Consider the following 20284-nt stretch of genomic DNA (forward strand, 5'->3'; position numbering starts at 1 on the left):
CCCCGTGACCTGGGGCTCCGCTTCCGGGTCCCCGTGACCTGGGGCTCCGCTTCCGGGTCCCCGTGACCTGGGGCTCCGCTTCCGGGTCCCCGTGACCTGGGGCTCCGCTTCCGGGTCCCCGTGACCTGGGGCTCCGCCTCCGGACCCCTGTGACCTGGGGCTTTGCCTCCGGGCCCCCGGTGCCTGGGGCTTCGCTCCCGGGTCCCCGTGACCTGGGGTTCCGCCCTCGGGCCCCGGTGCCTGGGGCTTCGCTCCCGGGTCCCCATGACCTGGGATTCCGCTCCCGGGTCCCCGTGACCTGGGCTTCGCCTCCAGACCGCCGTAACCCGGGGCTCTGCCTCCGGACCCCGTTACCTGGGGCTCCGCCTCCGGGCCCCTGTGACCTGGGGCTTCGCCTCCGGACCCCCGTGACCAGGGGCCCCGCCCCCGTCACGCGGTGGAGCCGCATACCTACCGCTGCTGCGGGAAGGGGCGGGGAGCCAATCCAGCCCCTCCAGGGGGTACCTCCCAGCGGTAGCTGGGGGAGTTTGAGGAGCGGGGTCCAGGGGCGGAGCCCCTGGTAGCGGGAAGGGGCGGGGAGGGGAAAGACCCCGTCACCACAACCCATAGGTGCCCCTGGCGTCGCAGCCCCGGCCGAGGACCAGCCCGCCGCAGGCGTCGAGATCCGTCGGACACCGCCTACGCGAGCGGCCCAAGGTCGATCGCGGCGCAGCGCCAGCGCGCGTCGGCGCCGAGCTCGAGCCGGAACGCGAGCGCTGTGAGCCGGTCTCCGGAGGCGATCCGGGCGAACGCCTCGATCACCCCATGCCTGGGCTGGTACTCGCCACAGCGCCGCACCAGGGGCGCTGTGGCCCGCTCTCCGGCGGGACGCAGCGGCGCGCGCGGAGCGAGCTCGATCAGCTGGTCGTAGGCGGCCGGGAGGGCGTGCCCGAGGAGCGTGTGGACGGGGCGCTGACCGCTGAGGGTGAGCACCAGCCGGTTGGCGAACCAGTAACGCGGCAGCCGATCCCGCTCCCGCCACGCCGCGGCGGCCGCCGCGGACCGCGACACGGCCGCGGCACGGGACGCGGTGGCCGCGCGGTGCGCGGCCGGGGCAGGCGGTGCGGTGATGCCCAGCGCGGCCGTCCTGGGCGGCGCGGCCGGGGCGGGCGGTGTGGTGATGCGCGGTGCCGTAGTCGTGGGCCGTGCGGCCGGGGCGGGCGGTGTGGCGCCGCGTGGTGCCGTCGTCGCGGGCGGTCCTGCTGTCGCGCTGGGCCGTGCGGCCGTCGTGCGGGCCGTCTGGGGTGGTGTGGTCGTGGGCGGCGCGGCCGTGGTGTGGGGTGTCGCCGTTGTGGGGGTGGTGCGGGGGCGGCGGGGGTCCTTGCGGCCGGGTGGGCCGCTTCGTCCTGGGCCGCTGCCGCCGCGCCGGCGTACGGCCTCCCCGGCCGTCGTAGCGCGGTTCGTGGCCCGGTTCGTGGTGGCCCGGTTCGTGGCCGGGTTCGTGGTGGCCCGGTTCGTTGCCCAGTTCGTGGTCCCGTTCGTGGTCTGATCCGTCGCGTGGACGCCCTCGCTCATGCCGCTCGCCCCGTTCTCCGCGGCCCGGTGGAATACCGGGCGGTAGCTTTCGTCGGAGAGTCTTCTACCGGCGGGTTTTCGGCCTCCGCAATCAGCGCCGAGCCCCCTTCGCGCTCGCACCGCGGTTCACCTATTCGGGGCATGCGGCGGATCGTCGGCCCCGGTCATCGGCTCGAGCGCGGCTCGGTCTCGTCTTCGTACGGGCCCTTCGGCCGCTGTCCCCCGAAAGGGGACCAGCGGCCCTTCGCGGAAGGCTCGGGCCCGGGGACGGGCGATCGTATGCTGGGGGCCTATTGGTCTCTATGAAAGCGGCAGTCATGCGCGTCTACGTCCCCCTGACCCTCTCCGGTCTCGCCGAGGCGTACAAGGAGGGCCACCTGGGGCCGATGCCGCTCACCGCCTATGCGGTCACCCCGGCGCTCCGCGAGTGGTATCTGTCCGACGACATCGAGGAGCTGGAGTACGCGGCGCTGAGCCGAGCCGCGCAGGCGTCGCTGCGGCTGCTCGCCGTCGACCCCCAAGCGCCCCGCCGCCGGGTCGTGGTGGCCGTGGACGTGCCCGACGGTCAGGCGGTCGCCGATCCGGACCGGGGGCTGGACCAGTCCGCGCTGGGCGAGGTGCGGATCAAGGCGGCCATACCGCTCGCGAAGGCGGCCGCCGTCCATCTGGACGCCGACGACGCCGAGCGGGACATCGCCGCGGCCGCCGACGCGCTCGGCGCGGCCGACCTCGGTGACGACGACGCGCAGTTCACCGTGGACGGCGCCGAGGACCACGAACTGCTCTGGTACGCCACCCAGGAGATCCCCAATCTGATCGATTGATGCCCGCTGTCCGACCCTCCGGGTACGGTCGTGGGATGGGGAAGAACCACGTGACGCACCTCGTCTGGGACTGGAACGGCACGCTGCTCCACGACATCGACGCCGTGATCTCGGCGACGAACGCCTCGTTCCAGGAGATCGGGCTGCCGCCGATCACCCTCGAGCGCTATCGCGACCTGTACTGCGTCCCGGTGCCCCGCTTCTACGAGCGGCTGATGGGGCGGCTGCCCACTGACGAGGAGTGGGCGGTCATGGACCAGGCGTTCCACCGGCACTACTGGGCGCTGGCCGAGAGCGCCGCGCTGGCGATCGGCGCCCGGCAGCTGCTCACCGAGTGGCAGGAGGCGGGTCTCACCCAGTCGTTGTGCTCACTGGCCCCGCATGAGTATCTGCTCCCCCTCGTGCGGACGCACGGCATCGAGCGCCATTTCGTCCGGGTGGACGGCCGCACAGGACAGAGCAACACCGGCAAGGCCGAGCAGATGATGCGCCATATCGCCGCGCTCGAAGGGGTGCCGCCGCAGCGGATGGTGGTGATCGGGGACGCCCTGGACGACGCGGTGGCGGCGCGGCACGTGGGGGCGCGCGCCGTGCTCTACACGGGCGGTTCGCACAGCCGGGCCAGTCTGGAGGCGGCCGGGGTGCCGGTCGTGGACACGCTCGAGGAGGCCGTACGGGAGGCCGAGCGCATGGCCGACGAGTGAGCCAGGTGAGACATGCCGATGAGTGGGTCGTGTGAGGCGGTGAGCCAGGTGAGACGAGTGCCCCCGGGGCCGCACCGTCACCCTCACACCGCCACTGCCCCCTCAGACCACCGTCACCCTCACACGGCCACCGCCCCCTCACACCCCCGCCCCCCTCACACCACCGGCGCCTTCGACCGCAGCACCGCCAGGAACTCCCGCATCCACGCCGGATGGTCCGGCCACGCCCGCGATGAGACCAGCGTGCCGTCGACCACGACCTCCGCGTCCTGGTAGTCCGCCCCCGCCGCCTGCATGTCCGGCTCCAGCGCCGGATACGCCGTGACCCGCCGGCCGCTCAGGCCGCCCACGGCCGCCGTCAGCAGCGGGCCGTGGCAGATCTGCGCCACCGGCTTGTCCGCGTCGAAGAACGCCTTGCAGATCTTGCGCAGCTCGGGGTCGTTCCGCAGATACTCCGGGGCCCGGCCGCCCGGGATCACCAGCGCGGCGTACTGCCCGGGGTCCACCTCGGAGAAGGCCAGGTCGGCGGGGATCGTATAGCCCGGCTTCTCGGTGTAGGTGTCGAAGCCCTCTTCGAAGTCATGGACCACCAGGCGCAGCGTCTTGCGGCTCGGGGCCGCGACATGGACCTCGTACCCCTCCTCGCGCAGCCGCTGGTACGGATAGAGCACCTCCAGCGATTCGGCCGCGTCGCCGGTCACCAGCAGGATCTTCGCAGCCATGCCACGCACCTCCAGGTCCACGCCTACCACCGTGCTTACCACCGTCCAGATCACGGTGCATCCGCGTCCACGCTTTGCCAAGGGTGCATAAGCGGCGCATCATCGGCCCGTGCGCCCCTCCAGGTCGCTGTCCATTTCGTCAAACTTCAGGGCCCGGTTTTGTACACGAACGGCTCATGACGGCCCCCTGGGGAGGAGCGATAGCCTTACTGCGTGATCAGCGCGATAGTCCGTGAGGGCAACGAGGCCCTCGCTCCGCGCCCGGCGCCCCACCAGGCCCGGGCCCGAGCCGCCGCTGACCCGTGGCGCGTGGGGTCTTGGTCACTTACGGCCGAGTACACCCCGGCCATTTCCCGATCCGGCATACCGTCGTTCACGACCGGATTTTTCGCGTCGCGGCGTCATGCCACCGCCATCGATGTCACGCAACGGCGCGCGACAGGAGCCAGAGGACATGCAGACCAAGCTGGACGAAGCCAAGGCCGAGTTGCTCGAACGGGCCGCCCGGGTCGCTGAGAACAGCCCTGCCGGGGGGCAACCGGTACAGGGCCCAGGACCGGAGACCCTGACCGCATACCTCCAGCACTACTACCTGCACACGCCTCCCGAGGACCTCGCCGATCGTGACCCGGTCGATGTCTTCGGGGCGGCGCTCTCCCACTACCGGCTCGCCGAGGTGCGTCCGCAGGGCACGGCGAACGTCCGGGTGCACACCCCGACCGTCGAGGAGCACGGCTGGACGTGCAGCCACTCCGTGGTCGAGGTGGTCACCGACGACATGCCGTTCCTGGTCGACTCGGTCACCAATGAGCTCACCCGCCAGGGGCGCGGCATCCATGTCGTGATCCACCCGCAGGTGATCGTGCGCCGTGACATCACCGGCAAGCTGATCGAGATGCTCGACATCTCCCCGGACGGCCCGTCCCGGAAGAAGCGGAAGAAGCTCCCGCATGACGCGGTCGTGGAGTCCTGGATCCATGTCGAGACCGACCGCGAGACCGACCGCGGCGATCTGAAGCAGATCACCGCCGATCTGCTGCGCGTCCTGTCCGATGTCCGCGAGGCCGTCGAGGACTGGGAGAAGATGCGCGACTCCGCGCTGCGCCTCGCCGAGGGCCTGCCGGACGAGCCGAAGGCCGCCGAGGTCCGCGAGGAGGAGGTGGAGGAGGCCCGTGAGCTGCTGCGCTGGCTCTCGGACGACCACTTCACCTTCATCGGCTTCCGCGAGTACGAGCTGACGCGGGTCCCCACCGAGGCCGGTGGCGAGGAGGACGCGCTGACCGCGGTGCCCGGCACCGGCCTCGGCATCCTCCGCTCCGACCCGCAGCACAAGGACACCGACGAGAGCGCCCACGCGGGCCCCGGCACCCCGGTGTCCCCGGCCTTCAACCGGCTGCCGGCCGACGCCCGCGCCAAGGCGCGCGAGCGCAAGCTGCTGGTGCTGACCAAGGCGAACAGCCGCGCCACCGTCCACCGCCCCTCGTACCTGGACTACATCGGCGTGAAGAAGTTCGACGCCGAGGGCAATGTGATCGGCGAGCGCCGCTTCCTGGGGCTGTTCTCCTCCGCCGCGTACACCGAGTCGGTGCGCCGGGTCCCGGTGATCCGTCGCAAGGTCGACGAGGTGCTCGCGGGCGCGGGTTTCGCGGCCAATAGCCACGACGGCCGTGACCTGATGCAGATCCTGGAGACCTACCCGCGCGACGAGCTGTTCCAGACCCCGGTCGACCAGCTCCGCTCGATCGCCACCAGCGTGCTCTACCTCCAGGAGCGCCGTCGGCTGCGGATGTTCCTGCGCCAGGACGAGTACGGGCGCTACTACTCCGCGCTGGTCTACCTTCCGCGCGATCGTTTCACCACCGATGTGCGGCTGCGGCTGACCGACATCCTGCTGGAGGAGCTGAGCGGCCGCCCGCCGGTCGACTTCACCGCCCTGCACACCGAATCGGTGCTCTCGCGGCTGCACTTCGTGGTCCGCGTCCAGCCCGGCACCGAGCTGCCCGACCTCACCGACTCCGATGTGGAGCGGATCGAGAGCCGGCTGATCGAGGCCGCCCGCTCCTGGGCCGACGGCTTCACCGACGCGCTGGTCTCCGAGGTCGGCGAGGAGCGCGCCGCCGAGCTGCTCCGCCGCTACCAGCACGCCTTCCCCGAGGGCTACAAGGCGGACCACACCCCGCGCGGCGCCGTGGCCGACCTCCAGCACCTGGAGCGGCTGAAGGACGGCGAGAAGGACTTCGCGCTCAGCCTCTACGAGCCGGTGGGCGCGGCCCACGCCGAGCGCCGCTTCAAGATCTACCGGGCCGGGGCCCAGATCTCGCTGTCCGCGGTGCTCCCGGTGCTCAACACCCTCGGTGTCGAGGTGGTGGACGAGCGCCCGTACGAGCTGCGCTGCTCGGACAAGACCACCGCCTGGATCTACGACTTCGGGCTGCGGCTGCCGCTGCGCGAGGGCGAGGCGCTGGCCGACGACGCCCGTGAGCGCTTCCAGAACGCGTTCGCCGCGGTGTGGACCGGCCAGGCCGAGAGCGACGACTTCAACCAGCTGGTGCTGGGCGCGGGTCTGGACTGGCGGCAGGCGATGGTGCTGCGGGCCTACGCCAAGTACCTGCGGCAGGCCGGTTCCACCTTCAGCCAGTCGTACATGGAGGACACCCTCCGCAACAATGTGCACACCACCCGGCTGCTGGTCTCCCTCTTCGAGGCCCGGATGTCGCCGGAGCGGCAGCGGGCGGGCCTGGAGCTGACCGACGCCCTGCTGGAGGAGCTGGACGCGGCGCTGGACCAGGTGGCCTCGCTGGACGAGGACCGCATCCTGCGCTCGTTCCTCACCCTGATCAAGGCCACTCTCCGGACCAACCACTTCCAGAAGAACGCCCACGACAAGCCGCACGACTACCTGTCGATCAAGCTGGACCCGCAGGCGGTGCCGGATCTGCCCGCGCCCCGCCCGGCGTACGAGATCTGGGTCTACTCGCCCCGGGTCGAGGGTGTGCACCTGCGGTTCGGCAAGGTCGCGCGCGGGGGCTTGCGCTGGTCCGACCGGCGTGAGGACTTCCGCACCGAGATCCTCGGCCTGGTCAAGGCGCAGATGGTGAAGAACACCGTCATCGTGCCGGTGGGCGCCAAGGGCGGCTTCGTCGGCAAGCGGCTGCCGGACCCGTCCGTGGACCGCGACGCCTGGATGGCCGAGGGCATCGCCTGCTACAAGACCTTCATCTCCGGTCTGCTCGACATCACCGACAACATGGTCGCCGGGCAGGTCGAGCCACCGAAGGACGTGGTCCGCCACGACGGGGACGACACCTACCTGGTCGTCGCCGCCGACAAGGGCACCGCGACCTTCTCCGACATCGCCAACGACGTGGCGCAGGCGTACGGCTTCTGGCTCGGGGACGCCTTCGCCTCCGGCGGCTCCGCCGGATACGACCACAAGGGCATGGGCATCACCGCCCGCGGCGCCTGGGAGTCGGTCAAGCGCCACTTCCGCGAGCTGGGCCATGACACCCAGACCCAGGACTTCACGGTCGTGGGCGTCGGTGACATGTCCGGTGACGTGTTCGGCAACGGGATGCTGCTGAGCGAGCACATCCGGCTGATCGCCGCCTTCGACCACCGGCACATCTTCCTGGACCCGAACCCGGACGCGGCCACCTCCTACGCCGAGCGCCGCCGCCTGTTCGAGCTGCCGCGCTCCTCGTGGGAGGACTACAACGCCGAGCTGCTGTCGGCGGGCGGCGGCATCCACCCCCGTTCGGCCAAGGCCATCCCGATCACCCCGCAGGTGCGGGCCGCGCTCGGGATCGAGAAGCGGGTCGCCAAGATGACCCCGGCCGATCTGATGAAGACGATCCTCAAGGCCCCGGTGGACCTGCTGTGGAACGGCGGCATCGGCACCTACGTCAAGGCGTCCACCGAGTCGCACGGCGATGTGGGCGACAAGGCCAATGACGCGATCCGGGTGGACGGCCAGGATCTGCGGGTCAAGGTCGTCGGCGAGGGCGGCAACCTGGGGCTGACCCAGCTCGGCCGGATCGAGTTCGCCTCGAACGGCGGCCGGATCAACACCGACGCGATCGACAACAGCGCCGGTGTGGACACCTCCGACCACGAGGTGAACATCAAGATCCTGCTCAACGCCCTGGTCACCGAGGGCGATCTCACCCTCAAGCAGCGCAACAAGCTGCTCGCCGAGATGACCGACGAGGTCGGCGCGCTGGTGCTGCGCAACAACTACGCGCAGAACGTGGCGCTGGCCAACTCCGTCGTCCAGTCCTCCAGCCTGCTCCACGCCCACCAGCGGCTGATGCGCCGCCTGGGCCGCGAGGGGCGGCTGGACCGGGCGCTGGAGTTCCTGCCCACCGACCGCCAGATCCGCGAGCGGCTCTCCGCCGGGCGCGGTCTGACCCAGCCCGAGCTGGCGGTGCTGCTGGCCTACGTCAAGATCACGGTGGCCGATGAGCTGATCACCACCGGGCTGCCCGACGACCCGTACCTCCAGCGGCTGCTGCACGCGTACTTCCCGCAGGCGCTGCGCCAGCGGTTCCCCGAGTACATCGACGGCCACGCCCTGCGGCGCGAGATCATCACCACGGTGCTGGTCAACGACACCGTCAACACCGCGGGGTCGACCTTCCTGCACCGGATGCGGGAGGAGACCGGGGCCTCCACCGAGGAGGTCGTGCGCGCCCAGACCGCGGCCCGTGCGATCTTCGAGCTGAACCAGGTGTGGGACGACGTCGAGGCGCTGGACACGGTGGTCGACGCCGACATCCAGACCCGGATGCGGCTGCACTCCCGCCGGCTGGTCGAGCGCGGCACCCGCTGGCTGCTGAACAACCGCCCGCAGCCGCTCGAGCTGGCCGAGACGATCGACTTCTTCGGCGAGCGGGTCAGCGCGGTCCGGGCGCAGCTGCCCAAGCTGCTGCGCGGCTCCGACATCGAGTGGTACCAGCGGATCTACGACGACCTGACCGCGGCGCGTGTCCCGGAGGACCTGGCCACCCGGGTGGCGGGCTTCTCCTCGGCCTTCCCGACGCTGGACATCGTGGCCATCGCGGACCGCACCGGCAAGGACCCGCTGGCGGTCGCCGAGGTCTACTACGACCTGGCCGACCGGCTGCGGATCAGCCAGCTGATGGACCGGATCATCGAGCTGCCGCGCGCGGACCGGTGGCAGTCCATGGCCCGGGTCTCCATCCGCGAGGACCTGTACGCGGCCCAGGCCGCCCTGACCGCCGATGTGCTGTCGGTGGGCAACGGCGGCTCCACGCCCGAGCAGCGCTTCAAGGCGTGGGAGGAGAAGAACGCCGCGATCCTCCAGCGGGCCCGCACCACGCTCGATGAGATCCAGTCGTCGGAAACCTTCGACCTGGCCAATCTGTCGGTCGCGATGCGGACGATGCGGACGCTGCTGCGCACCCACAGCTGACGCGGTCGGCACGCTCCTACGGCGCCCCCGGTGGACTTCATGCCCGCCGGGGGCGTTTGTCACCCGCTTGGACGACCCTCCAACGACCGAGCGGGCATACCGGGACGAACCCACCTAGCGTGGGTGGTCAGTGAGTGCTTCGCGCCTCGAACCGCCACCGCGTCCCGAGGAGCCTTATGCCCCGCTTCACCATCGTCATCGCCGCCTATCGCGTCCAGGGCTATCTGGGCGCCTGCCTGGACTCCGTGCTGACGCAGTCGTATCCCGACCTCGAGGTGGTCGCCGTGGACGACCGCTCACCGGACCACTGCGGCGCGATCATCGACGTGTACGCGGCGCGCGACAGCCGGGTCGTGCCCGTGCACCAGCGGGTCAACTCCGGCCCCGGCCGGGCCCGTAACGCCGGGGTGGAGCGGGCGAGCGGGGACTATCTGCTCTTCCTGGACGGCGATGACACCCTCGCCCCGGGCACCCTCCAGGGCCTCGCCGACCGGCTCGCCCTCACCCACGACCCGGAGATCCTCTACTTCAACCACGTACGCACCTACTGGTCGGAGCGCCGGGCCCCCAGTCTCTTCGGGGAACTGCTGGCCTCGGCGGGCACCGATGTCTTCTCCGCCGTCGAACGCCCGGAATTCCTGCGGCTGTTCGCGATGTCGTCCAATCGCGTCTACCACCGGGATTTCTATACCCGGCACGGCTTCGCGTTCAGCGAGGGCATCTACGAGGACGCCCTGCTCTCGTACAAGACGATGCTCACCGCGCGCCGAATAGCCTGTGTGGACCTGGTGGGCCTGGAATACCGGCAGCGGCGGGTCGGGGCCAGTACGTCAAGCCCCGGCGAGAAGCACTTCATCATCTTCCAGCAGTACACCCGGCTCTTCGACTTCCTCGACGACCGGCCGCATCTGGATCCGCTGCGCCCGCTGCTCTTCGAGCGGGCCGTATCGCATTTCCTGTTCTGTCTTGACCGGACCTCCCGGGTGGCGACGGCGGACCGGCCGCGCTTCTTCGCCCGCGCCGCCGAGTGGTACCGCGCCCATCTCCCGGCCGGGTTCACCCCGCCGGTCGAGGGCCGTTGGCGCTTCGAGGCGCTGGCGTCCGGCTCCTTCCTCCGCTACCGCGAGCACGAGCTGGCCGTACGGGCCGCCGCCGGGGCCCGCAAGCTGCGCCGTACCGTCCGGCCGCCGCTGGCGGCGCGCGCCAAGCAGGGTCTGTACCGGCTGCACCGGCAGCGGCCTGTCGACCCCCAGTTGGCCGTCTACTCCGCGTACTGGGGGCGTGGGGTGCTGTGCAATCCGGGGGCGATCTACCACAAGGCGCGGGAGCTGGCGCCGGAGATCCACGGGGTGTGGGCGGTCAAGAAGTCGGAGATCGAGACGCTTCCGGAAGGCGTCGACTACGTCGTCATCGGCACCCGCGACTTCTACCGCACGGTGGCCCGCGCGAAATACCTCATCAACAACGTCAACTTCCCCAATGAGGTGGTGAAGCGGCCGGGCACGGTGCATCTTCAGACATTCCACGGCACCCCGCTCAAATGCATGGGCCTGGATCAGCAGCGCTATCCCGCCGCCGCGGGCGGAATGAGCTTCGGCAATCTGCTCAAGCGCATCGACCGCTGGGACTTCGCCCTCTCCTCCAATCCGCACTCCAGCCAGATCTGGGAGCGGGTCTACCCCGCCGCGTACCGGCTGCTGGAGTACGGATATCCGCGCAATGACGTCTTCTTCACCGCGACCGAGGACGATATCCGGCGGATCCGCGAGGAGTTGGGAATCCCGGCCGGGAACACCGCCCTCCTCTACGCGCCCACCCTCCGCGACTACCAGAAGGGGTTCACGCCCCGGCTGGACCTGGAGCGCCTCAGCCGCGAACTCGGCCCGGAGACCACGCTGTTGGTGCGGGCCCACTACTCCTACCGGCCGGATGACGAGCTGGCCCGGCTCCAGGAGGCCGGGTCGGTGATCGACGTCTCGCGCCACCGGTCGGTGGAGGAGCTGTGCCTGGCGGCCGACGCGCTGATCACCGACTACTCGTCGATGATGTTCGACTACGCCGTGCTGGACCGCCCCGTCGTGATCTACGCCGACGACTGGGACATCTACCGGTCCTCCCGCGGTGTCTACTTCGACCTGCTGTCGGGGTCCCCCGGCGAGACCCCGGGGGCCGTCGCCCGCACCGAGCGGGAGCTGGTCGAGGTCTTCCGCGAGGGCCGCTGGTGCGACGCGGACGCGACCGCGCTGCGGACCGCCTTCCGGGCCCGCTTCTGCCGGTTCGACGACGGCCGCGCGGCCGAGCGGGTGGTGCGGGCCCTGATGCTGGGCCAGGACGAGACGGCGCTTCCCGTTCCGCCCGTGCCCCAGGTGCGACCCCTGGCGGACAGCGCCCCGGCGGGGCCGCACGGCGGCGTCCTCACCGCCGAGTGACCGATCCGCTGCGTGGTCCGGCGGTCCGCCGTGTCCTAGGTCCCACCCCGACCCCGACCCGTCGAGAGCCCGGAGTCAGGAGCCCGTCATGCCCGCTCTGTCCCGACCTCGTGTCAGTGTGATCATCCCCGCCTACAACGCCCTGCCGGAGCTGACCCGGGCCGTCACCTCCGCGATGGACCAGACCCTCGGCCAGGACCGGGTCGAGATCATCGCGGTGGACGACGGTTCGGCCGACGGCACCGGCGAGGAGCTGGAGCGGCTGGCCCGCACCTGCCCCGCGCTCCACGTCATCCACCAGGAGAACTCCGGCTGCGCGGGCGTCCCCCGCAACACCGGCCTCGACCACGCCCGGGGCGACTTCGTCTTCTTCCTCGACTCCGACGACTATCTGGGCCCGGACGCGCTGCGCCGCATGGTCGCCATGGCCGACGCCCACGGCACCGACATCGTCCTCGGCAAGATCGCCTCCGTGGGCGGACGGGCCGTGCCCCGGGCCGTCTTCCAGCGCAATCAGCCCCGTACGGACATCTTCTCCTCCCACGCCTATCTGACCCTGGGCCCGTGGAAGCTGTTCCGGCGCTCCCTCATCGAGCGGTTGCAGCTGCGCTTCCCGCCCTACCGCAACTGCGAGGACAAGCCGTTCACCGCGGCCGCCTACCTCAACGCCTCCGGAATCTCGGTGGTCGCCGACTACGACTGCTACTACGTCCGCTACCGCGAGAACCGCACCAACCTCACCCTCACCGCCTCCGACCTCGCCCACCGCATGGACGGCACCCGGCTGTGCTTCGAGACCGTGGCCCGCTATCTGGAACCGGGCCCGCGCCGGGACCAGATCATGCGCCGCCATGTGGAGTGGGAGCTGTGCGGGCCACTGCGCGCCCTGCTGCCCCGCGAGAGCGAACAGGACGCGCGGGAGCGGTTCTTCCCCGAGTTCCGGCACTGGGCGAGCACCTGGGTGACCGACGCCCTCTTCCAGCGGCTCGACGCCCCCGACCGGCTGCTGGTCCATCTGCTGCGCGCCGACCGTTTCGACGATGTGCTGACCGTGGCCCGGAACGCCGGACGGGACGAGCGGCGCGGCCATCTCGTCGACAAGGGCCGGGTCTACTGGCTGCACCCCTTCTTCCGCGACCACACCGCCGCCGTCCCCGACATCTGCTTCGACGTCACCGACCGGCTGCCGGTCCAGCACCACCTGGAGGCGGCGAGCTGGCACGGCGGGGTGCTGCGGCTGGCCGGGCACGCGTATGTCGAGGACGTGGACTCCCTCGAACCGGCCACCGAGATCGTGCTGCGCAAGTACCGGGCCGACCGCCCCGAGGTCCGGCTGCCCACCACGCCGTGCCCGTCCGCCCATCCGCTGCCGGGCGAGGGGCGGCGGTACGAGATGGCGGGCTTCACCGCCGAGATCGACCCGGCCACCGCCGACGGCGGCGCCCCCCTGGAGCGGGGGCTGTGGAACATCTACCTGGACGTCCGTGCCCAGGGCGTCAGCCGTACGGTGCGGTTCGGCAACCGGCGCGAGGGCGGTGAGGTCACCCGTCCCACCCGGCGCCGCGTCACCACCTGCCAGGGCCCGGTGACGGTGGTGCCGTACTTCACCCCGTACGGAAATCTCTCGCTCGACGTCGGCGAGGTGGCCCATCCCCTCGACCCGCCCTGCCAGGTGCTCAGGACCATCTGGCGCAGCCGCGGCACCCTGCTGGTCGGCGGACGGCTGACCGAGGAGGCGGTGCGGGACGGCGGGGTGCTGCGGCTGCGCGCCGAGACGGGGGCGGGCGGGGTGTACGAGGTGCCGGTGCGCGGTGAGCAGGGCGGCTCCGTGAACGTCTTCACCGCCCGGCTGCCGATCGGCCGCCTGGGTCCGGGCTGCTGGACGCTGACGCTGGTCATGGACGGCCCCGGGGAGGACGCGCCGCGCCGCACCGCGATCGTGCCGTACTTCGACCGGCTGGCCGCCACCCGCTGGCTCCGCTTCGGCTGCCGTCCGTACTACGCCAAGCCGGTGGCCCTGGGCCCGGCGCGGGCCCTGGGCCTGGAGGTGGCCCCGATCAAGGTCGTCACGGGGGTGCGGCGGCGGCTGGGGTGGTGAGCGGGACAGATTCCCCTACCCGCCCCTTCCCACAACTGGGGCTCCGCCCCAGACCCCGCTCCTCAAACGCCGGAGGGGCTGAAATCAGCCCGTCAGGGGGCACCTCCCAGCGGTAGCTGGGGGAGATTGAGGACACGCCCGAAGGGCGTCCCGGGGTCCAGGGGCGAAGCCCCTGGTAACGGGAAGGGGCGGGTAGGGGAAAGCGTCGATATGCGGCTCCGCCGCGTGGCCCGCCGCAGGCGCCCGGCGGTCAGTTCAGGCCCAGCCGGTTGCGTACGGCGGCGAGCAGTCGGACCGGGGCCACCCGCAGCTCCAGGGTCACCTCGCCGCGCCCCATGAGCGGCTTGGCGTAGTACGGCCGCCCGCGCCGCACCCAGCGGGCGCCGGGCAGCCGGGCGGGCGGCGGCACGGGCGCGGCGGGCGGCGCGGTGCGGCCCCGGCCCTGGTCGTCGCCGGGGGAGACGACGGCCAGCGTCACCGTCCACCGGCCGCGGCCCAGGTCCCGCACCGGCAGCCGGGCGGTGAAGGCGCCCGCCGGATGCCCCGCGGCGAACCGCACCGGATGGTCGTGGACCCGTCCGTCGGTGTGCTCGGCGCGCAGCCGCAGCACCCGCCCGCGCGCCGGGGTGCCGGGCGGCAGCAGCCGTCCGGCGACGACGAGGGTGCCTTTGTCCGACGGGTGCCACACGGCCTCCGTCACCTCGCAGGGCGCCCCGCGCGGGGCCGGGCCGATGTCGAGGGAGAGATTGCGGTACGGGCTGGTGAAGTACGGCGTGACCCGGGCGCGCAGCCCGGGCCCGGCGGCCACCACCCGGCGCGCGGTGCCGATGTCGAGCAGGTCGTCATGGCGGCTGCCGAACCGCACGGTGCGGCTGATGCCCTGGGCGCGGACGTCGAGGAAGACGTCCCAGACCCCGGGGCGCAGCGGGGTGCCGCCGTCGGCGGTGGCGATGTCCACGTCCGCCTCGAACCGCGCGGGATCGTCCTCCGACACGGCGTCCACCGGGATCCGCACCTCGTCCCGCGCCTCGCGGCGGCGCAGCACCAGCTCGGCGCGGTCCTCCTCGGGGTCGGCCTCCAGCCCGTCGATGGCCGCCCGGCCGCGCACCCGCAGGGTGCTGCGGCCGTGCCAGCCCGCGCCCGCGAGGTGGTGCCGGACCGGCAGCCGGTCGGTGACGTCGAAGCAGGCGTCGGGGACCTCGGCGTCGGGGTCGCGGAAGAAGGGGTGCAGCCAGTAGACGCTGCCCTTCTCCACCAGATGGCCGCACCTGGCGTCCCGCTTGGCGTTGCGCACGACGGACAGCAGATCCTCGTAGCGGCCGGTGCGCAGCAGATGCACCATCAGCCGCTCGGGCGCGGTGAGGGTGGGGAAGAGCGCGTCGGAGCAGTGGGCCAGCGCCCAGCGGCGCAGCTCGGGCAGGAACCGCTCGCGGACCTCGGTCTCGTCCTCGCGCGGCAGCAGGCGCAGGGCCGGGCACAGCTCGCGCCGGATGTGGTGGCGCATCACCGCGTCGCGGCGGGCGCCGGACCGGGTGTGCCGGGCGGCGGTCTCGAACAGCGGCCGCATGGCCTCGACGCGCTCGGCGAGACCGGGGGCGGCGCGGCCCGCGTTCGGGCCCAGGTGGTAGCAGTCGTAGTCGGCGACGACGGAGATCCCGGAGGCGTTGAGATAGGCGGCCGCGGTGAAGGGCTTGCCCTCGCCGTGGCGGAGGTGGGCGGGGAAGCGCAGCCGCAGTCGTTCGATCAGGGAGCGGCGGAAGAGCTTGCACGGCTCCAGGCTGGCGTAGGCGTGCGAGCTGTGGACGTCGGTGCGCAGCTGGTTGTGGCGGAAGACCGCCTTGGGGACGCCGCGCCCGTCCGGGGAGACCATCTTGCCCAGGACCACGTCGGTGCCGTTCTGGTCGGCCATCGCGACCATGCGGCGCAGCGCGTCGGGCGCGAGCCGGGCGTCGGCGTCCAGGAAGAAGACGAAGTCGCCGGTGGCGCGGGCCAGTCCGGTGTTCCGGGGGCCGCCGGCGCCGCCGCGGCAGGGGTGGGGGTCGCGGACCACATGGAGCGAGGGGCAGCCGGCGGCGAGCCGGTCCAGCTCCTCCGCGGTGCCGTCGGCCGATCCGTCGTCGACGGCGATGATGTCGAGGCGGCTGAGCCCGAGGGTCTGCTCCATGGCGGAGGTGACGGCCCGGGTGATTCCGGGCATGGCGTCACGGGCGGGGACGATCACGCTGACACGGGGAGGCGGGCCGGTGCGGTGATTGCGCGGCATGCTGGCTCCGGAAGGTGTGCGGGGGGCTCAGGAGGCGTGGGAGGGGGGCTCCTGGGGGCGGGGCCGGGGGCGGAAGCTCATGGTGGGGGCCTGGGGTGAGATCCGGGTGTGGGAAGTGCTGCCACCGGGTGACGTAGATGTGGGGTGTCGTGTTACCGGGTGCTGTACGTGTGGGGTTTCGTGTTACCGGGTGACGTACGTGGGGGATGTCGTGTTACCGGGTGATGGACCAGCGTCCGGCGCCGGGCGGCGGGGCCGTGTGGAGGTCGCGCAGCCGGACGACCGCCTCTCCCTTCTCGGCGAGCGCGTCGACGGCGTCGGTGAAGCGCTGGATGGACGGTGGTGTGGCGGGGCCGAGGAGAAATTCCTTCACCTCGCGGCGGGCGGTGCGCAGCTCGTCGAGGGAGGGGTCGAAGAGCGGGCGCAGGAGGTTCCGCATTGCTGATGCCCCGGGACCGAGTGGATAGGCCGCCCTGGCCATGACGTGTCGCCGCCGGAACTCCTCCTCGCCGAGCCCCGCCGGGACGGTGAGGGCGTACGGCTTGAGGGTGGCGAGGAAGTCGCCGACCACGTCGGAGGGGTCGCCGATCAGCAGATCGGCCTGGTCGAAGCAGGAGTGGAGGGTGGGGGTGTCCCCCTCGATCACCTGGTGGAGCCAGGGCGGTGAGGCCGCCCAGTGGGCCTGGTGCCACTCCCGGCGCAGCCCCTCGGCCTCGGTGAGCAGGGCCGGGTCGGGTGCGGCGCGGTCTCTGGTGAGCATGGCCTCGTCGGCGTCCGCCCGGCGCAGGCGGGCGTCGAGCGCGGCGATGCGCTTGGTCAACTCGGCGCGGCGGCGGGCGGCTTCGGTGCGGAGGGCCTCGGCGGCGAAGGTGCCGTTGTCGAGGGCGTTCGCCGCGAGGGCCGCCGCGGCCCGTCGCTCGTTCGCGGCCTGGATCAGGGCGACGATACGGCGGTGGGCGGCCTGGTCCTCGGGGGAGCGGTGGCCGGTGGGCGGATGCGGCCGGTAGAGCACCCGGACCGGGCGTTCGCTCTCCAGCAGCGCTCGGACGATCGGCTCACCCGCCGGGAGGTCACGGGTGGGCGCGTACAGCACGGTGGGCAGGGGCGTGGGCGTCGGCGCGGGGCCATGGCCGGCTCCCGCGACGCGCAGGCCGTCGAGCTGGGGGCGGCCGATCTCCACGATGTCGGCCTCCTCGACGCCGACCGCGGCCCGCACATAGCGGCGGCGCCCCGCCTCGCCCGCGACCCACACCTGGTCGTAGACCTTGCTGTACGGATCGACGTCGGCGGTCTCGTCGCCGTCGCCGGGGGCCAGGAAGACGTGCTGCATGGTGGGGATCCGCAGGAGGTGGATGTTCCGGCCGGTGTTGGCGGGGTAGAGCGCGACCCGTACTCCGCTCAGGTCCAGCTGTGACAGATGCGCGGCGCTCGGCACGCACAGCACCGGCAGCGGGGTCGGCTCCAGGGCCTCCAGCAGTTCCCGTTCGCGCAGGATGACCAGGGACGGGGTGTGCAGCGCGGCCACCGGCCCCAGCCAGCGGGCGACCTGGTCGGCGCGTTCGCGCGGGCCGGAGAAGTAGAGCACCGTGCGGGGGCGGTGACGGATCAGCCAGGCGTCCACCTCGGCCAGCACCTCGGCGGCGCCGGGCAGCCGACGGGTGGCCCGGACCAGGTACGGAACGAGCGCCACCACCGTGATCAGGGAGGACCCGGCGGCGAGGGTGAGCGCCGCCACCACCCAGCGGGCGTCGCCGGTGGTCAGCGACGCGGTGAGCCCGAGCAGGGCGGACAGCTCGTAGACCAGGATCCGCTGACCGGGCCATTCGGTGAGTCTGCGGGGCGGCCGGTCGCTGATGTCCAGTCGGCGCAGATCGATGTTGCGGGCCGCGACCGCGAGGGCGCGGCGCCGCCGGATGAGGGTGGTGAGCGCGGCGTGCAGGGCCTGCCCGGCGAGCAGACACAGCACCAGCGTCATGGCGGCGGCCAGCCCGATGGGCCCGGTGACATGGAGTCGGCCGAGCAGCAGGAGCAGCAGTACGCAGCGGAACTCGAAGCGTGAGGTGGCGCCCATGTGGAGCCGCCCCAGACGGGTCATCAGCCCCGGCGCGGTGCGGTGCAGCAGCAGCTCGCAGCCGCATCCGGCCAGCCCGGCGGCGGCGAAGACCTCTCCGGCCCCGGTGAGCGCCGCCACCGCCATGGTCACCAGACACCCGGTCAGCGCGGCGAAGGCCACGAGACCGCGGGGGCTTTCGATACCGAGGCGGTTCATGACGCGTGCCCTTCGCGGCGGATGAGTCGTTCTGACTGCACACTGTAGGCGAATAGTCGTATTTATGCCTTTTGTTGCCGTGTGGAGTGGGTGAGGTGAGGGTGCGAAAGCGCGGGATCTCCAGGCCAACGGCGATCGTGGTCCCGATGGCCGTCATGCTCGGCCTGGGGCTGTGGGGGCTGGACCGGGGCACGATGTGGCGCGATGAGTCCGTGACGTACCAGATGGCCCGGCGGACCCTCCCTCAGATCCGCCACGCGCTCGGCACGGTGGACGCCGTCCACGGGCTCTACTACCTGCTGATGCACCCGGTCCTGGCGCTCTGGCCCTCCGAGGTGACCATGCGTCTGCCCTCGGTGCTCGCCGCCGTGGCCGCCACCGCCCTGGTCGCCGCCCTGGGCTGCCGCCTGGCCCGCCCCCGGGTGGGCCTGTGGGCCGGTCTGCTCTACGCGACCACGCCCGTGGTCACCCACTACGCCCAGGAGGGCCGCTCCTACGCACTGGTCGCGGCGAGCGCGGCGGGGGCGACGTATCTGCTGGTGGGCGCGGCGGGGCTGGCGCCGGAGGCGAGCGGAGGGGGCAGTAGGGCGGGCAGTAGAGGGGTCAGGCGGGCGGCGAGCCGGACGACCGGCCGTGCGCGCGGATGGTGGGTCGGTCGGACGGCCGGGCCAGCGGCCGGTCGGGCGACCAGCCGAGCGGGCTGGGCGGGTGGCCAGGCGGGCAGCCGGGCGGACCGGCCCGCGCGGGGTCCGGCGCTCGGGCCCGGCGAGGGAACGGCCCTCGCGCCCGGTCCCGCGCCGGGCGCGGCCCCCACGCCCCCGCCCGCCTCCGGCCCGGGGGCGGCGTCGGCCACACGGGTCCGTTCGGCCGTACGGGTACGCGGCGACGCGCCCCGCCTGGCGCCGGGTCCGGGTCCGGGTCCGGGCGGGCCCGAGGCGCGGGGCCGTGCGGCGGGGTGGCGCTGGGCCGCGTACGGGGGAGTGGTGGCCGTGACCGCGCTGCTGCACGTGTTCGCCGTGCTCATGCTCGCCGCGCACGCGCTGACGCTGCTCGTCTCGCGCGCCCCGCGCCGCGTGTGGTGGGGCTGGGGGAGCGCGGCGGCCGGGGCGGTGGGGGCGGTGGTCCCGCTGGCGTTGGTGGCCCGGCGGCAGAGCGCGCAGATCGCCTGGATACGGCATCCGACGCCGGGTCGGCTGTGGGCGGTGGTCGAGGAGTTCGCGGGCCCCAGCGCCCTCGTCCTCGCCGTCAACCTCCTGCTGCTCGCGATCGCCGTGATCCGCCCCCGCCGACGCACGCTGACCGCCGTCGCCCTGCCCCTGATCTGCGTCCCGCCCGTCCTCCTCTTCGCCCTGGCCCTCCACCGCCCCTGCTTCCACGAGCGCTACCTCCTCTTCGCCCTCGCGGGCATCCCCCTACTGGCCGCAGCGGGGGCCGACCGACTGGCGGAGGCGGTGGCCGGTCGGCCGGTGGAGACGCTGGCCGCTCGGCGCCGGGCCGTGGTCGCGGCGGCCGGGGTCGTCGCGATCGGCTGCGCGTTCGGCTGGCAGTTCCCGCTGCACCAGCGGGAGCGGGAGCCGTTGAGCCGTCAGGACGATCTGGCGGCGCTGTCCGCCGCGGTGGGGCGCCTCACCCTGCCGGGTGAGCCCGTGCTGTACGACCCGCCCAAGGAACGGCGGATCGCCATCGCCTATCCGCGCCCCCTCGCCGGGCTGCGCGACATCGCGCTGGCCACCCCCGGCCCGGCCTCCGGCACGCTCTACGGGGTCGATGTCGGCCCCACCGAGCTGCTGCGACGGCTGGACGGAGCGCGCTCGGCATGGCTGATCGCGGCCGATGAACCGGAGACCCGCGGCCCGAAGGCCCCGGTGCTGACGGGGCACTTCCGGCTGGCGTACTCGCTGTGCCTGCCCGGCGTCCGCCTGGAGCGCTATGTGCGCGTGGGGCCCGCGCACTGAACCGATGGTTTTCCGCAGCCTCGCAGGTCTAAGCT

At 72.5% G+C, this 20284-nt stretch carries 11 protein-coding genes; 7 read left to right on the forward strand and 4 right to left on the reverse strand.

The window, feature by feature from the left end; translation table 11 throughout:
• Positions 1–678 precede the first annotated feature (678 nt).
• The gene (locus ACT2CW_RS30915) at positions 679–1050 is read right to left on the reverse strand and encodes an Rv3235 family protein (protein ID WP_037954809.1); all 372 of its coding nucleotides are present in this window, start codon (positions 1048–1050) and stop codon (positions 679–681) included.
• A gap of 58 nt (positions 1051–1108) precedes the next feature.
• On the opposite strand from ACT2CW_RS30915, the gene ACT2CW_RS30920 reads away from it, so the two are divergent.
• From ACT2CW_RS30920 to ACT2CW_RS30930, 3 genes are all read left to right on the forward strand, one after another.
• Entirely contained in the window at positions 1109–1528 is a 420-nt protein-coding gene (locus tag ACT2CW_RS30920) for a hypothetical protein (RefSeq protein ID WP_445519025.1), read from the forward strand.
• A gap of 343 nt (positions 1529–1871) precedes the next feature.
• Positions 1872–2378, forward strand: coding sequence for a DUF6912 family protein (locus tag ACT2CW_RS30925; protein ID WP_432048460.1), 507 nt, complete (start codon positions 1872–1874; stop codon positions 2376–2378).
• Positions 2379–2413: 35 nt separating this feature from the next.
• On the forward strand, positions 2414–3082 hold the full coding sequence (locus ACT2CW_RS30930) for an HAD family hydrolase (protein ID WP_445519026.1): 669 nt from the start codon (positions 2414–2416) through the stop codon (positions 3080–3082).
• Between the two features lie 155 nt (positions 3083–3237).
• Here the strand turns inward: ACT2CW_RS30930 and ACT2CW_RS30935 are convergent, their stop codons facing one another.
• A complete protein-coding gene (locus ACT2CW_RS30935) occupies positions 3238–3804 on the reverse strand; it encodes a DJ-1/PfpI family protein (protein ID WP_414084636.1) in 567 nt (188 codons plus the stop codon).
• A 454-nt stretch (positions 3805–4258) separates the two neighbouring features.
• On the opposite strand from ACT2CW_RS30935, the gene ACT2CW_RS30940 reads away from it, so the two are divergent.
• The 3 genes from ACT2CW_RS30940 (at position 4259) to ACT2CW_RS30950 (ending at position 13762) form a co-directional block, all read left to right on the forward strand.
• Positions 4259–9235, forward strand: a complete 4977-nt coding sequence (locus ACT2CW_RS30940) for an NAD-glutamate dehydrogenase (protein WP_164436491.1) — start codon at positions 4259–4261, stop codon at positions 9233–9235.
• 176 nt (positions 9236–9411) lie between these two features.
• Positions 9412–11664: a bifunctional glycosyltransferase/CDP-glycerol:glycerophosphate glycerophosphotransferase gene (locus tag ACT2CW_RS30945; RefSeq protein WP_445519027.1), complete on the forward strand. Its 2253-nt coding sequence runs from the start codon at positions 9412–9414 to the stop codon at positions 11662–11664.
• A gap of 88 nt (positions 11665–11752) precedes the next feature.
• Positions 11753–13762 carry a glycosyltransferase family 2 protein gene (locus ACT2CW_RS30950; protein WP_445519028.1) on the forward strand — a complete coding sequence of 670 codons (2010 nt, stop codon included), beginning with the start codon at positions 11753–11755 and terminating at the stop codon, positions 13760–13762.
• Positions 13763–14012: 250 nt separating this feature from the next.
• Here the strand turns inward: ACT2CW_RS30950 and ACT2CW_RS30955 are convergent, their stop codons facing one another.
• Together ACT2CW_RS30955 and ACT2CW_RS30960 are read right to left on the reverse strand one after the other, a co-directional pair.
• Positions 14013–16025: a glycosyltransferase gene (locus tag ACT2CW_RS30955; protein ID WP_445519029.1), complete on the reverse strand. Its 2013-nt coding sequence runs from the start codon at positions 16023–16025 to the stop codon at positions 14013–14015.
• A gap of 214 nt (positions 16026–16239) precedes the next feature.
• Positions 16240–18294, reverse strand: coding sequence for a hypothetical protein (locus ACT2CW_RS30960; RefSeq protein WP_445519030.1), 2055 nt, complete (start codon positions 18292–18294; stop codon positions 16240–16242).
• A gap of 146 nt (positions 18295–18440) precedes the next feature.
• On the opposite strand from ACT2CW_RS30960, the gene ACT2CW_RS30965 reads away from it, so the two are divergent.
• Positions 18441–20249, forward strand: coding sequence for a glycosyltransferase family 39 protein (locus ACT2CW_RS30965; protein ID WP_445519031.1), 1809 nt, complete (start codon positions 18441–18443; stop codon positions 20247–20249).
• The last annotated feature ends 35 nt before the right edge of the window (positions 20250–20284 follow it).

The organism is Streptomyces sp. NEAU-174 (assembly GCF_052665095.1).